The sequence below is a fragment of the Janibacter anophelis NBRC 107843 genome (assembly GCF_001570945.1).
Lineage (GTDB): Bacteria > Actinomycetota > Actinomycetes > Actinomycetales > Dermatophilaceae > Janibacter > Janibacter anophelis.
The window spans coordinates 21,357-35,274 of the sequence record NZ_BCSQ01000003.1; the positions used below are offsets into that span (position 1 = coordinate 21,357).

Annotated in this window: 11 protein-coding genes and 2 tRNA genes; 5 read left to right on the top strand and 8 right to left on the bottom strand. The window is 69.7% G+C overall.

What is annotated here, in order from left to right:
- Positions 1-20 precede the first annotated feature (20 nt).
- Positions 21-770 (top strand): IclR family transcriptional regulator, encoded by a 750-nt coding sequence (locus JAN01S_RS01360; RefSeq protein WP_068312519.1) that lies wholly within the window; start codon positions 21-23, stop codon positions 768-770.
- Between the two features lie 208 nt (positions 771-978).
- Here the strand turns inward: JAN01S_RS01360 and JAN01S_RS01365 are convergent.
- The 5 genes from JAN01S_RS01365 to JAN01S_RS01385 all read right to left on the bottom strand — a co-directional run bounded on the left by JAN01S_RS01365 (position 979) and on the right by JAN01S_RS01385 (position 4,053).
- Positions 979-1,051: transfer RNA gene (locus JAN01S_RS01365), tRNA-Glu, on the bottom strand.
- 98 nt (positions 1,052-1,149) lie between these two features.
- Positions 1,150-1,221: transfer RNA gene (locus JAN01S_RS01370), tRNA-Gln, on the bottom strand.
- A gap of 94 nt (positions 1,222-1,315) precedes the next feature.
- Entirely contained in the window at positions 1,316-2,860 is a 1,545-nt protein-coding gene (gene gltX, locus JAN01S_RS01375) for a glutamate--tRNA ligase (protein ID WP_068312522.1), read from the bottom strand.
- Positions 2,861-2,928: 68 nt separating this feature from the next.
- On the bottom strand, positions 2,929-3,264 hold the full coding sequence (locus tag JAN01S_RS01380; protein WP_068312525.1) for a YnfA family protein: 336 nt from the start codon (positions 3,262-3,264) through the stop codon (positions 2,929-2,931).
- A gap of 12 nt (positions 3,265-3,276) precedes the next feature.
- Complete coding sequence (locus JAN01S_RS01385; RefSeq protein WP_068312528.1) at positions 3,277-4,053, bottom strand: fumarylacetoacetate hydrolase family protein; 777 nt, start codon at positions 4,051-4,053, stop codon at positions 3,277-3,279.
- A gap of 34 nt (positions 4,054-4,087) precedes the next feature.
- Here JAN01S_RS01385 and JAN01S_RS01390 point away from each other — a divergent pair, with 34 nt between their 5' ends.
- Both JAN01S_RS01390 and JAN01S_RS16785 read left to right on the top strand, forming a co-directional pair.
- Positions 4,088-5,008, top strand: coding sequence for a 3-methyladenine DNA glycosylase (locus JAN01S_RS01390; protein WP_068312531.1), 921 nt, complete (start codon positions 4,088-4,090; stop codon positions 5,006-5,008).
- A gap of 90 nt (positions 5,009-5,098) precedes the next feature.
- Positions 5,099-5,773, top strand: a complete 675-nt coding sequence (locus JAN01S_RS16785; RefSeq protein WP_157075547.1) for a BglII/BstYI family type II restriction endonuclease — start codon at positions 5,099-5,101, stop codon at positions 5,771-5,773.
- A 118-nt stretch (positions 5,774-5,891) separates the two neighbouring features.
- On the opposite strand, the gene JAN01S_RS16465 is transcribed toward JAN01S_RS16785, so the two are convergent.
- Entirely contained in the window at positions 5,892-6,935 is a 1,044-nt protein-coding gene (locus tag JAN01S_RS16465; RefSeq protein ID WP_217999983.1) for a DNA-methyltransferase, read from the bottom strand.
- A gap of 186 nt (positions 6,936-7,121) precedes the next feature.
- Here JAN01S_RS16465 and JAN01S_RS01395 point away from each other — a divergent pair, with 186 nt between their 5' ends.
- Positions 7,122-7,931, top strand: coding sequence for a DUF1353 domain-containing protein (locus JAN01S_RS01395; RefSeq protein ID WP_068312534.1), 810 nt, complete (start codon positions 7,122-7,124; stop codon positions 7,929-7,931).
- Between the two features lie 67 nt (positions 7,932-7,998).
- On the opposite strand, the gene JAN01S_RS01400 is transcribed toward JAN01S_RS01395, so the two are convergent.
- Complete coding sequence (locus JAN01S_RS01400; RefSeq protein WP_068312537.1) at positions 7,999-9,225, bottom strand: PucR family transcriptional regulator; 1,227 nt, start codon at positions 9,223-9,225, stop codon at positions 7,999-8,001.
- Between the two features lie 42 nt (positions 9,226-9,267).
- Complete coding sequence (locus tag JAN01S_RS01405; RefSeq protein WP_068312693.1) at positions 9,268-10,302, bottom strand: SDR family NAD(P)-dependent oxidoreductase; 1,035 nt, start codon at positions 10,300-10,302, stop codon at positions 9,268-9,270.
- Between the two features lie 132 nt (positions 10,303-10,434).
- Between JAN01S_RS01405 and JAN01S_RS01410 the strand changes: the two genes are divergently transcribed.
- Positions 10,435-13,851 (top strand): proline dehydrogenase family protein, encoded by a 3,417-nt coding sequence (locus JAN01S_RS01410; protein WP_068312540.1) that lies wholly within the window; start codon positions 10,435-10,437, stop codon positions 13,849-13,851.
- The last annotated feature ends 67 nt before the right edge of the window (positions 13,852-13,918 follow it).

Sequence of the window (13,918 nt, forward strand, 5' to 3'; positions counted from 1 at the left end):
TGAGATGTCAGTATCAGTCCATGGACAACGGTAGTGGAGTGGGCGTCCTGGACAAGGCCGCCATCGTGCTCGGGGCCCTCGAGGCGGGCCCGTCGACCCTCGCGCAGCTCGTCGGTGCGACCGGCCTGGCCCGGCCGACGGCGCACCGGCTCGCCGTCGCGCTCGAGCACCATCGGCTCGTCGCCCGCGACATGCAGGGCCGCTTCGTGCTCGGCCCGCGCCTGGGTGAGCTGGCCGCCTCCGCCGGTGAGGACAAGCTGCTCGTCGCGGCCGGCCCCGTGCTCGGCGCCCTGCGCGACCACACCAACGAGTCCGCCCAGCTCTTCCGCCGCCAGGGCGAGCATCGCGTGTGCGTCTCGGCGGCCGAGCGGCCCGTCGGTCTGCGCGACTCGATCCCGGTCGGCGCGACTCTGTCGATGCACGCCGGCTCCGCCGCGCAGGTGCTGCTCGCCTGGGAGGAGCCGGACCGGCTGCACCGTGGCCTGCAGGAGGCCGCCTTCACCGCGACGATGCTCTCCGGGGTGCGCCGCCGCGGCTGGGCGCAGAGCGTCGGCGAGCGCGAGGCCGGCGTCGCCTCCGTGTCGGCACCGGTCCGCTCCCCCAGCGGTCGGGTCATCGCGGCCGTGTCGATCTCGGGCCCGATCGAGCGCCTGTCCCGCCAGCCCGGTCGCCTCCACGCCGCGACCGTCATCGCCGGCGCCAACAAGCTGACCGAGGTCCTGGAGAAGCACGCCAAGGCAGCCGAGGCCGCGGACCGCGACACGGAGTGAGTCGGGCTTGCTTCCCGCTCCCGGCCCGGAGGGGCAGCGCGCTGCCGATGTCCTTCGTCGTCGTGTGGTCATGTCGTCGTGCTCAACATCGGCTTGATGCTGCGCCACCCCTCCCGCCCGTCCGCTGTACTCGGGTCGAGCGGACAACGCTGCGCGGGCGGACACGACGAAGGCCCCCGCTCGGATGAGCGGGGGCCTTCGACCGATGTAGCCCCGACGGGATTCGAACCCGCGCTACCGCCTTGAGAGGGCGGCGTGCTAGGCCACTACACAACGGGGCCATATGTGCTTCCCGACCGGCTGACCGGCTGGGCAACGGAGAGAACCTTAACCCGAAAGGGGTCACTCTCCGAAATCGAGCGGCGAACCGCTCTCAGCGCTGGGGTACCAGGACTCGAACCTAGAACAACTGAACCAGAATCAGCCGTGTTGCCAATTACACCATACCCCAAGGGGGTATCACTGACCCTTCGGAGCGAACTCCGCGCGGCCCGTGAACCGAGAGACGATGCTACCCGTCAACCTCCGTCACCCCAAATCGTCACTCAGGCGAGCGACTCCCGCAGCGAGCGCAGGCGCGCGAGGGTCGAGGGCTGGCCGAGGATCTCCATCGACTCGAAGAGCGGCGGGCTGATCCGCGCCCCCGAGACCGCGGTGCGCAGCGGGCCGAAGGCGAATCGTGGCTTGATGCCCATGCCCTCGACGATCGCCTCGCGCAGAGTCGCCTCGATCTGCTCGGCCTTCCACTCGTTGCCGCTGCGGGCCTCCTCCGAGAGGACCCCCGCGGGCACGTGCAGCCCCTCGAGCGCCGTGATCGCCGCGTCGAGCACCTGGCCCGCGTCGTCCTTCAGCCCGGCGCGCGCGTCCTCGTCGATGACGAGGTCGGCGTCGGCGGTGTAGAACGGCCGCACCAGCGCGGAGGCCTCGGTGAGCAGCGCCATCCGGGTCTGGATGAGCTCGGCGACCGACTTCAGCCGGGCCAGCTCCCCCAGCGACGGGTTGTCGCCGAGCACGCCGTCGGCCTGCAGGTACGGCAGCAGGCGCGAGGTGAAGTCACCCAGCTCGAGGTCGCGGATCCACGCACCGTTGAGCCACTCGAGCTTCTTGAGGTCGAAGATCGGGCCGACGGTGTTGACCTTGCTCCAGGCGAAGTCGCGGGAGAACTCCTCGAAGGTGAACTTCTCGACGTCCTGGCCGTCCTCCCCCTTCGCCGGCGGGTAGGCCAACAGGCCGAGGAAGTTGACGACGGCCTCGGGCAGGTAGCCCTGCTCCTGGAACCACGTGAGGCGCGCCTCCGGGTTCTTGCGCTTGGAGATCTTCGACTTGTTCTGGTTGCGCAGCAACGGCATGTGCGCGAACTTCGGCGGCTCCAGCCCGAGCCACTGGTAGAGCAGGACGTGCTTGGGCGTGGAGGAGATCCACTCCTCGCCGCGCACGACGTGGGTGATGCCCATCTCGTGGTCGTCGACGACGACGGCCATGTGGTAGGTCGGGAAGCCGTCGGCCTTGAGGATCACCTGGTCGTCGGGACGGGGCGCCGAGACCGTCCCGCGGATGATGTCCTCGAAGGTCGTCGGCGCGTCCTCGGGGATGAGCATGCGCACGACGGGGGTCTCGTTGAAGCCCTCGAGCTGCGCGCGCTCCTCCCGGGTCTTGCCGACGCACATGCGGTCGTAGCCCGTGGGCAGCTTGAGCTTCTGCTGCTTCTCGCGCATCGCGGTCAGGCGCTCGGTGGAGCACCAGCAGTGGTAGGCGTGGCCGTCCTCGATGAGCTTGTCGACGTAGGGACGGTAGGTCTCGAGCCGCTCGCTCTGCCGGTACGGCGCGTAGGGGCCGCCGACGTCCGGGCCCTCGTCCCAGCGCAGGTCGAGCCACCCGAGGGTGTCGTAGAGCTGCTGCTCGCTCGTCTCGTTGAACCGGGCCCGGTCGGTGTCCTCGATGCGCAGCACGAACTGGCCGCCCTGCTGCCGCGCGAAGGCGAGGTTGAACAGGGCCATGTAGGCCGTGCCGACGTGCGGGTCACCGGTCGGCGACGGTGCGACGCGCAGGCGGGGGGCGGAGGGCTTCGAGGGTGCAGAGGAGTCGCTCATGATGGGCCGATCGTATCGCCGTCGATACCGTCGGCGACCGGACGGGACGAAGGGGGCGTCCCCCTTCGTCAGTCCGCGCGAGGTGCGTACATGATCACGGCGACCCCGACGAGGCAGATGAGTGCGCCCGCGGTGTCCCACCGGTCCGGGCGGAAGCCGTCGACGGCCATCCCCCACAGCAGCGACCCGGCGACGAAGACGCCGCCGTACGCGGCGAGGATCCGACCGAAGCTCGCGTCGGGCTGCAGCGTCGCGACCGCCCCGTAGAGGCCGAGCGCCACGACTCCGGCCCCGATCCACAGCCAGCCGCGGTGCTCACGGATGCCCTGCCAGACCAGCCATGCCCCGCCGATCTCGAGCAACGCCGCGAGGACGAAGAGCGGGACCGACCGGGCGACGTCCACGTCAGGACCCGGTCACTCGGAGGCGACGAAGGGGTTGGACAGGGTGCCGATCGCGTCGATGTCGATCTCGACCCGCTGCCCGGGGTCGACGAGGCCGACACCCGCCGGGGTGCCGGTGAGGATGACGTCGCCGGGCAGGAGGGTGAAGGACTTCGACGCGTGGCTGATCAGGGCCGCGACCCCGTGGACCATGTCGGAGCTGTGGCCGTCCTGGGCCACCTCGCCGTCGAGGCGGGTGACGATCGAGACGTCCTGCGGGTCGAGGTCGGTCTCGATCCACGGGCCGAGCGGGCAGAAGGTGTCCATGCCCTTGGCGCGGGCCCACTGGCCGTCGCCGCGCTGCAGGTCGCGAGCCGTGACGTCGTTGGCGATCGTGTAGCCGAAGATGACCTTCTTGGCCTCCTCGGGCTCGATGTCCTTGCACATCCGGCCGATGATCACCGCGAGCTCGCCCTCGAAGCTGACCTTGGACGTCAGCGCCGTCGGGATGACGACCGGGTCGCCGGGGCCGACGACGGCCGTGTTGGGCACGAGGAACATCATCGGCTCGGCCGGGACCTCGTTGCCCATCTCGGCGGCGTGGTCGGCGTAGTTGCGCCCGATGCCGATGATCTTGCTCCGCGGGATGACCGGCGCGAGCAGTCGCACCTCGTCGACCGTCGTCGTCCGACCGGTCAGCTCGATCCGCTGGTAGAGCGGGTCGCCGGTCACCTCGGCGATCTTCTTGCCGTCTGCGTCGACGAGCCCGTAGACGGGGTCGTCACCTTCGGTGTATCTCGCGATGCGCACGGCACCACCCTAGTGACCATCTAGCCTTGCCCCGATGACGACCCTGACCCGTGACGAGTGGCGTGCTCGTGCGCGGGCCCACGAAGCGGCGGTCGACGAGCTGACGGCCGCCCACCGTGAGCGGCGGGCACGCGGCGAGCGCCACGCGGTCGAGGACTTCCTCTTCGAGTACTACGCCCACCGCCCGTCGCACCTGCGCCGCTGGCACCCGGGACCCGACATGACCCTGCTCGACGCCGCCGACGTCTACACCGGGCGCTCCGGCTACACGGTGGACTCGGACGGCAGCGTCCGCCTCGACGTGGACGACTTCGTCGGGCGAAGGGGGCGGACCGTCACCTTTGTGAGGGACCTGCTCACGGCGACCCTGTCGCGGCCGGGCACCCACGACTGCTTCGGCCTGCACGAATGGGCGATGGTCTACCGCCTCCAGCCCGGCGGGCAGCGGCACGAGCAGCTCCCCCTTCGCCTGGGGCAGGAGGCGACGGACGCGGTCGTCGACGGGCACCGGATCCGGTGCAGCCACTTCGACGCCTATCGCTTCTTCACTCCAGAGGCAGTGGGGCGCAACACCCTTCGCCCGACCCGTGATGACCAGGTCGACCACGAGCAGCCCGCCTGCCTGCACGCGGGCATGGACACCTACAAGTGGGCTTTCAAGCTCGCGCCGGCGGTGCCGTCGGAGGTGACGCTCGATGCCTTCCGACACGCGCTGCGGGTGCGGCGCCTGGACATGCAGGCCTCGCCCTACGACGTGTCGGGGCTCGGGCTGGACCCGGTCGCCATCGAGACGGCGGAGGGCAAGGCCGAGTACGTCGCCCGCCAGCGCGAGCTCATGGTGACGTCCAACTCCCTTCGTCGTCGTTTGCTCGAGGTCTGCGACGACCTGCATTCCTACATGACAGTGGCCAAGACCAGGCACACCCAGTCCAACGCAGAATTTGGTCAGGGGTGAGTGCGGAAACATTTGCTGCTCCCAACTTTTCAGCAAAGACCACGGCCCCTGCCTAGAATCACCCAATAAATCGAGACAAAGGATCACTGCGTGCAGATCGAGATTCGAGACTTCAACGGTTCCGCTGAATACTTCGGAACTACTGGACACCAACGCTGGGCCGAAATCGCTGATGTACTGGACAACCTCACACCGCAACTTCAGGCGAGCGACCAAGCTGGCAAGATTGGCAGACCGATCTTCGACCCGAAGGGAACCAACGCGCGTCTGACAGTTGCCGCAGACGCAGCGGGCTGGCGCAAGGCTCCAGTACCTGGAGATCTGCGCCCTTTCGGGAAGGACTGGGACGCAGGCAAAGGCGCAGTCCTAGCCGAGTGGCAGTTCAGCAACTACCCCTTCTTATGGAACAACATCATTCGCAGCGAGGCGATTTTCCAGTCGAAAGCAGTCGTCGCACCCTTGACGGCTCCAGCAGAAGCGCTCATCATCGTCACGAAATCAGGGTCATTCCCGGCCTCGAATAGCACACTCTACTTCGAGCAAGCAAATGCACAAATTGATACTGTCACAACTCTCGGAGTCTTCGAGATCCCCATTCGCCTCGTCGGACTTATGGTCCCAAAAACTTCGCCAATGGAGGCAGCCTGGAACGTGTACGCGGGGCGATACGCACGCGAGGCACAAACAACAATCAGGCAGTTTGACATCACTTGGATGAAATCCACCCAATACGGCAACCAAGCCGCGGCGATTCACCCCCGGTAAAGTTGGTTCACATTCTGCAACTCGAATCGCGAAGGTTTACGGCAGCCAGCCAAACCAACCTGCGCACCACCAAATCTGTTGGATACGACTTTGCGATCCCAGGCAGAGTCAAGCAACGCTAAACCGTCTCGTCATCGAATAGCGATGGCGTCGCGTTGGCGCGGAAGCGCCCTAAGTCAGGCCGACCATCTCCGAGCCCCCGGATACGATCCCCGAAGGCCGCTTCCTCAATGGCGAGACGTTCCTCCAACTGGGCAAGGTGATGCTCTTCACTGAATCGCTTTGCCTTTGCGCGCCCAGAGGCAACTCTGGCCGTTTGCACGTCAAATCGGTAGTCAGCTGGGTCGCCCCCAGTCCTCTGGCAATAGTCCCGAAGAGTCTTAAGGTTCGGAAAAACCCCTTGGGCGTCTGGCTCGCCAGAGAGTCGACGGAGGGCAACCGCATGGTATCCGGCGTCCAGTTCCGCGCCGATGTAATGGCGTTCATTGTCCCGCGCAACGACTGCCACCGTGCCAGTGCCCATGTACGGATCCATGACCACATCTCCAGGCTCCGTCGAGCACAGCACAATTCGAGAGATTAAATCCTCTGGGAACTGCGCTGGATGGACCGTCTGCTCCTCGTGATTGTGCTTTACATTCTGAAAGATCCAGATATCGCCAGGGTTCTTGCCAAGAGGGTTGCAGGTCAACTCGCCCTTATTGTCACCCCGCCAAGACTTCTTATTCTGGTACTTTTGAGGAACACGGATCGGGTCAAGGAAAAACTTGTACTCATCCGACTTGGTAAACCAGAGCACGGTCTCGTGACGGGCAGAGAATTTATTCTTGCCGTGGAGTCCATGCTGCCGAATCCAGACGATACGGTTACGCGGGATAAGATCTAGTTCTTCAAGAATTGGAAAGAATCTTACGTCCAAGGGCACGAGAGATCCGTTGTTAGCATAAGCGCCCACTTGCCAGAATATCGATCCGGTCGACTTCAAGACTCTGGCACACTCACTCAGAACCTCGGCCTGCTCCTCGAGGTACACCTTGAGGGCCCGTCGGCTCTCATACTCCTTGCCAATGTTGTACGGTGGCGACGAAACTATTAGGTCTACCGACTCGTCCGGGATGCCTTTGAGCCATTCGAGGCAGTCCCCGTCATGGATGGAGTCCAAATCGAGATGACTTCTCGCCATAGCTCTCCGCGCCTTCCTTGTCGATCGCCGATGCGGATAACTCTACGACGAACGGCGATCGAAAGCATGTTCGACTCGCCCATCGTCGTCCATGACTCGACTCGGAAGTAGCAGACTGGCCAGTTGGGGAGCTCCACAGACCCCGGGCGATGTCATGCTGGAGGTGTGGACGCGCCGCTGGAGACCCAACCCCGACGCTTCTACGACGGCGGGCCGTCGGGAGGCGAGCCCGACCCGACCGCTCCCCCGCTCATCGTCCTCGAGCGCACCCTCGACATGCAGGTCGACGAGTTCCGCATGGCGCGGCGTCTGGGCTACCGCGACCGTGAGCTCGGGCAGCTGCTCGTGCCGGTCGACACGGCGACCTTCACCACCGACCTGACGTCGGTGCCGTCGATCTTCCTGTGGCTCGTCCCCCGCACGGGCCGGCACCTGCCCGCGGCGCTGCTGCACGACGGGCTCGTCAGCGGCTCCTACATCGCGGCGCCAGGGGTGGACATCGACCGAGAACGGGCGGACCTGGTCTTCCGCGCAGCCATGGCCGACACCGGCACCGGCCTCATCCGCCGGTGGCTCATGTGGACCGCGGTGACGCTCGGGACGATCTTCCAGGACCGTCGCACGCGTTGGTCACCCGCGGAGCTCTGGCGGCTGCGGATCACCGCCGTCGGCACCCTCCTCGTCACCGCGGTGGTGGGGGTGCTCGCCACCTTCGACCTCTTCGACATCGACGTCCCGCTCGTCGGCGGCGTCCCGTGGATGGGCGAGCAGGACTGGTGGATCGAGCTGCTCACCGGCGCCGCGGGCGCGATCGTCATCCCGCTGCTGCTCGGCCTGCTCTGGGGTCGATTCCGCGCCGCCGGCATGATCGCCAGCGTCGCCCTCGCCCTGCTCCTCCACGTCACGGCGGCCGTCGCCGCCCTGACCGCCGTCTACCAGCTGGCGGAGCGTCTCGTCTCACGTTCCTCGGAGTGACCGCGTGGTCCTCCCGACGAAGAAGGATCGGCGCTGGGCCGAAGTCCTTCGTTGTCGCGTCGTCACCTCATCGTTCTCGACTTCGGCTTGATTCGCGCCGACCCTCCTCCGTCGTCCGGGTGTGCGGGCGGCTCCCGTGACCGCTGTCCTTGGTGGCCACCAGGAGTCCGAGGTGGAGCTCGAGGCGGTCGCGGCCGCGGGAGAGGTCGAGGCCGGTGAGTGACTCGACGCGGCGCAGGCGGGCGTAGATGCTCTGGCGGTGCAGGCCGAGCCGGTCGGAGGTGGCGGCCATCGAGCCGGCCTCGTCGAGGTAGATCTGGGCGGTCTCGACGAGCTCCGGTGCGGCAGCGAGCAGCTCGGCGACGGCGGGCGTGCGCACGGCCTCGAGCAGCTCGTCACCGGCCGCGGTGCCGAGCAGCCGCTCGATGCCGAGCGAGGCCCACGGGTGGACGCGGGCGGCGACGGGCGGGACCTCGCCGCCGGCGGGCGTGGGCCTGACGACGCGAAGGGCGGCGCGCGCCTCCCGCAGAGAGCTCGCCACGACGGGGAGGGCGACGAGCCGTCCGACGCCGGCGACGACGTGGGCGTCCGTGACCTTGGCCAGGACGCGAAGGGCGGACTCGGCCGCGTCGTGCACCTCGGGGTCGTCGTCGGCCGGCACGACGAGGACGAGGTCACCCGACCGCTCGGCGACCCCGATGCGGCGCGGCAGCCCTCCGGGGCCGTGGACCTCCTCGGCGCGCAGCCGCACGCCAGGGGCCGCGCCGAGGACGACGACGGCCGCGTGGGTCGCGGGATCGACGGCGAGCTCGTCGGCGAGCTCGCGCGCCGGTCCGGCACCGCCGCCCGCAGCCGCGTCGAGCAGGTCGAGCACGAGTCGTTCGGTCTCGTGGCGTCGCGAGGCCAGCCGTGCGAGGTGGGCGCCCGCCCGGTCGGCGAGGACGGCCGCTGCCCGGATCCGCTCGGGCGTCAGGCCCTCGGGCGGCTCGACTGCCCAGAGGTAGCCGTGGACGACGCCGTGCCACCGGGCCGGCAGGCACAGGCGCGCCGCGGTCCCCCGCTCCGGGTCGGCTGGCACGTGCACCGGCCCGGTCGCCCGCGCGATGCCGAAGCTCTCGAACCACTCCCGCGTGCGCGGGTGCGCACCCCGGGACATGACGGTCTCGACGCGCACGCTGTCGGCGTCCTCGGCGTGGGCGGCGAAGGCGAGCAGCCGGAAGCGCCGGTCCTCGAGGGTCACCGGGGCGAGGAGGATCGCGGATGCCTCGTCGACGAGGTCCTGCACGTCAGCCACCGGACAAATGTATGCGGTGGTCCACGATCGGTCGTGCGCTCGTCAGTCGCCCCGGTCCGTCCGGTCCGAGAGCTCGTTGTGCCGACGGGCCGCGCGGTCACCGAGGACGCTCAGGGCGTCGACCACCTTCGACCCCAGCTCGGCACGGGCACGAGCACCGACCACGTGGGGTGTCTCGCGCGACATCGACGGCCCGGTCCGCGCACCTCGGGGCAGGGCTCGGGCCACCAGTCCGAGGAGGCGTGAGGTCGCCCCGGGGGCCACGCCGTGCACGCGGCGACCCACCCAGGTCAGTGGCGTGAGCTCGACCTGCGCACGTCCCGCCAGCACGGCATCGACGATGCGTCGGGCCGCTCGCGGCCCCGAGACCGACAGCCCGGGCAGCGAGGCTCCCGGGGCGAACCACGCGTAGTCCCGCGGGGCGTCCCCGACGAACTGCGCGTTGACGTGACCGCCCGTGCGCATCAACCCCGGGATGATCGTCGTCGACGTGACACCCGTGTCGGCCAACTCGGAGCGCAGCCCCTCGGTCAGGGCTGCTGCGCCGAACTTCGCGACCGAGTACGGCAGCAGGTGCGGCACGGACACGACTCCGCCGACGGAGCTGACGACGCCGATCCGCCCCGAGCCTGCGGCGAGCATCGTCGGCAGGGCCGCGAGGCAGAGGTGCACCGGACCCATGAGCATCGTCTCGACCGCGGCCCGGAAGTGCCCCAGGGTCGTCGACTCCACGGGGCCGACCTGGATGATCCCGGCGACGTGGATCGCGACGTCGATCCGCCCTTCGTCCCGGCCGACCTGCTCGACCCAGGCCTCGACCGCGGGCGCGTCGGTCACGTCGCAGACGTCCCCGACGAAGGACCCGGCGACCGGCCCGGAGGTCGGGCCGACCAGCCCGTCCTCGATCAGGCGCGCTGCCCGGTCGAGCTCGGCGCGGTCGCGGGCACACCCGCGGACCCGGTAGCCCCGTGCGGCCAGCTCGGCGCTGACCAGCAGACCGAGGCCCCGGGAGGCACCGGCAACGACTGCGCAGGGGCCGTCGCGGCCCGCCTGTGTCCGTGCAATGTGCGTCGTCATGCCGATGCCGTACCCCCGCGCCCACCGCGGCATGCCACGTGGGACGACACTAGACATCTGTATGTCGATATCCGGACCGATTCGGACACCTGTCCGTGGCGCGGGCCACGTCGCACGCCTACCGTCGACAGCATGACGACCATCACGAGCACCGACCCGGCCACCGCAGCGTTCGCCCCCTTCGTCGAGGACGCGATCGCCCTCGCCGAGCGCTGGTCCGCGTCCGCGGAGGCCGGCGAGACCAAGCGTGAGGCGCAGACGACCGGCCAGCTCGCCGCGCTGCTGTCCGACCACGCCGGGCTCGACCTCGCGGTGTTCTTCGTCGACCGGGTCGCCCGCCCCGAGGACAACCGGGTGGCGGCCAAGGCGCTCAACCGGATCACGGCGTCGGACTCGGCCTCCTTCCTCGGTGGGCTCGACCGCGCCCTCCTCGGCCTCGGCGCACGCGCCGCCCGGATCGCCCCGCAGGTCGTCGTGCCCGCCGCCCGCGCGCGGATGAAGCAGATGGTCGGCCACCTCATCGTCGACGCCCGCGACCCCCGGCTCGGCAAGCACCTCGCCGCTGCGCGCGAGGACGGGTTCCGCCTCAACATCAACCTGCTCGGCGAGGCCGTGCTCGGCGAGGGCGAGGCCGCCTCGCGCACCGAGCGCACCCGGGAGATCCTCGCCCGCGACGACGTCGACTACGCCTCGATCAAGGTCTCCTCGCTCGTCAGCCAGATCAGCACCTGGGACACCGACGGCACCGTCGAGCGCTGCCTCGACCGCCTGCGCCCCCTCTACGAGACGGCCAAGGCGTCCACGCCCCACGCCTTCGTCAACCTCGACATGGAGGAGTACCGCGACCTCGAGATGACGATGGAGGTCTTCATGGCCCTGTTGTCCGAGCCGCAGTTCCACGACCTCGAGGCCGGCATCGTCCTGCAGGCCTACCTGCCCGACGCGCTGCCCGCCCTCGAGCGGCTCATCGAGTTCGCGACCGCCCGACGTGACGCCGGCGGCGCCCCGATCAAGGTGCGCCTGGTCAAGGGCGCCAACCTCGCCATGGAGCGCGTCGAGGCCGTCATGCACGGCTGGGAGCAGGCGCCCTACTCGACGAAGGCCGACGTCGACGCCAACTACCTGCGCTGCATCGAGCGGGCGCTGCGTCCCGAGCTCGCCGGTGCCCTGCGTCTGGGTGTCGCCTCGCACAACCTCTACGACGTGGCCGCCGCCCACCTGCTCGCGCAGCACCGCGGGGTGCAGTCCGCCCTGGACGTCGAGATGCTCCAGGGCATGTCGCCGGCGCAGGCCCGCGCCGTGCGCGACGAGGTCGGCACGGTCATCCTCTACACGCCCGTGGTCGCCCCCAAGGACTTCGACGCCGCGGTCTCCTACCTCGTGCGCCGGCTCGAGGAGACGGCCTCGCCGGAGAACTACATCCACGCCTCGTTCTCCGACGACCCCAGCGCCATGCCCGAGCAGGAGGCCCGCTTCCGGGCCAGCGTCGAGGCAATCGGGTCGACCCCCGTCGGGCCGCGTCGCTCCGCGGAGCGGGCGCCCATCGGCGACGTCTTCGACAACACCCCCGACTCCGACCCGGCCCTGCCCGCCCACCGCGAGTGGGCCGCCCGCGCGGTCACGGCTGGTCGACCCGAGCCGACCTCCCCGCACCTGGGCAGCACCGGCGCGGTCGACGAGGTCGTCGCCACCGCCCGGGACGCCCACGTGGCCTGGGCCGCGAGGCCGGCTGCTGAGCGAGCAGACCTGCTGCGCAAGGCTGCTCGCGAGATCGACTCCCGCCGCGAGGAGCTGCTCGCCATCATGGCGGGTGAGGCCGGCAAGACCGTCGCCGAGGCCGACCCCGAGATCTCCGAGGCCGTCGACTTCGCCCGCTACTACGCCGACCGCGCCCTCGAGCTGGAGGACGGGCCGATGACCGACGGGGCGGGATTCACCCCCTTCGCCCTGACGCTCGTCACCCCGCCGTGGAACTTCCCCGTCGCCATCCCGATCGGTGGCGTCCTCGCGGCCCTGGCCGCCGGCTCGTCCGTCATCATCAAGCCGGCCCCGCAGACCCCGGTCTGCGTCGAGGCGACCGTCGCAGCGCTCCACGACGCCGGCATCCCGCGCGACGTGCTCCAGGTCGTGCGCACCGACGAGGACGAAGTCGGTCAGCACCTCGTCGCCCACGCGGACGTCGACGCCGTCGTGCTGACGGGCGCGAGCGAGACCGCGCGCCTCTTCGCGGGGTGGCGGGCCGACCGCGAGCACGGCGCCCGCGTCCTCGGTGAGACCTCGGGCAAGAACGCCCTGGTCATCACCCCCTCCGCCGACATCGACCTCGCCGTCGCGGACCTCGTGCAGTCGGCCTTCGGCCACGCGGGCCAGAAGTGCTCGGCCGCCTCGCTCGGCATCCTCGTCGGCTCGATCGGGACCTCCGAGCGATTCCGCCGGCAGCTCGTCGACGCGGTCGAGTCGATCGCCGTCGGCTGGCCGAGCGACCTCGGCACCCGCATGGGGCCGGTCATCGAGGCTCCGAGCGGCAAGCTGCTGCGTGCCCTCACCACCCTCGAGCCCGGCGAGACCTGGCTCGTGGAGCCGAAGCAGCTCGACGAGACCGGTCGCCTGTGGTCGCCGGGCGTCAAGGACGGAGTGCGTCCCGGCTCCTTCTTCCACCTCACCGAGGTCTTCGGCCCCGTGCTCGGCCTGATGCGTGCCGACTCCCTCGACGAGGCGATCGAGCTGCAGGACGCGACGGACTTCGGCCTGACGGGTGGTCTGCACAGCCTCGACGAGGACGAGATCGCGCGCTGGACCGACACGGTCTCGGTCGGCAATGCCTACGTCAACCGGCACATCACCGGCGCGATCGTGCGCCGCCAGTCCTTCGGTGGGTGGAAGGCCAGCTCGATCGGCCCCGGCGCCAAGGCGGGTGGCCCCAACTACGTGGCCCAGCTCGGCACGTGGTCGGCGACCGGCCTGCCGACGAAGGGGGCGCCCGTCACCTCCGCCGTCCGCTCCACCGTCGACGCCCAGCTCGCCGGGCTCGGCGAGCGGGTCTCCGCAGACGAGCGGGCCTGGCTCGACGCGGCGCTGGCGAGCGACGCGGCCGCGTGGGCCGACGAGTTCGGCGTGGAGCACGACGAGAGCGCCCTGGTCGTCGAGACCAATGCCTTCCGCTACCGCCCGCACCCGCAGGTGCTCGTGCGCGCTGCCGCGGGCACGCGGGTCGTCGAGGTCGTGCGCCTGGTCGCCGCCGCGACCCTCACCGGCGCCCACGTGACGATCTCCGCCGACCCGGCCGTGGAGCTGCCCGCCAGCCTGGGGCACGTGCAGGTCGTCGCCGAGGACGACGCCGCTGCGCTCGCCCGGGCGCAGCACGCCCGCGACGTGCGGGTGCGCGCGATCGGTGACGTGCCCGCCGCGCTCGTCGACGGACTCGTCGCCGCCGGCGTCGACGACATCACCGGCGAGGTCCTGGCCACGGGACGCCGGGAGGTCCTCCCCTTCGTCCGGGAGCAGGCGGTGAGCACGACCCGGCACCGGTTCGGCCACGTGGCCGGCTGACGGAGACCTCGCCGACGCGCGGGTGGATGCCGACCCGCCGACGAATGACCCGCGCGTATACCTCCAG

Bases quoted from the DNA above. Each gene is read 5' to 3' on its own strand.
- JAN01S_RS01405 (WP_068312693.1), bottom strand. From the start codon at position 10,302: ATGACGACGCACATTGCACGGACACAGGCGGGCCGCGACGGCCCCTGC.
- JAN01S_RS01390 (WP_068312531.1), top strand. From the start codon at position 4,088: ATGACGACCCTGACCCGTGACGAGTGGCGTGCTCGTGCGCGGGCCCAC.
- JAN01S_RS01360 (WP_068312519.1), top strand. From the start codon at position 21: ATGGACAACGGTAGTGGAGTGGGCGTCCTGGACAAGGCCGCCATCGTG.
- gltX (WP_068312522.1), bottom strand. From the start codon at position 2,860: ATGAGCGACTCCTCTGCACCCTCGAAGCCCTCCGCCCCCCGCCTGCGC.
- JAN01S_RS01410 (WP_068312540.1), top strand. From the start codon at position 10,435: ATGACGACCATCACGAGCACCGACCCGGCCACCGCAGCGTTCGCCCCC.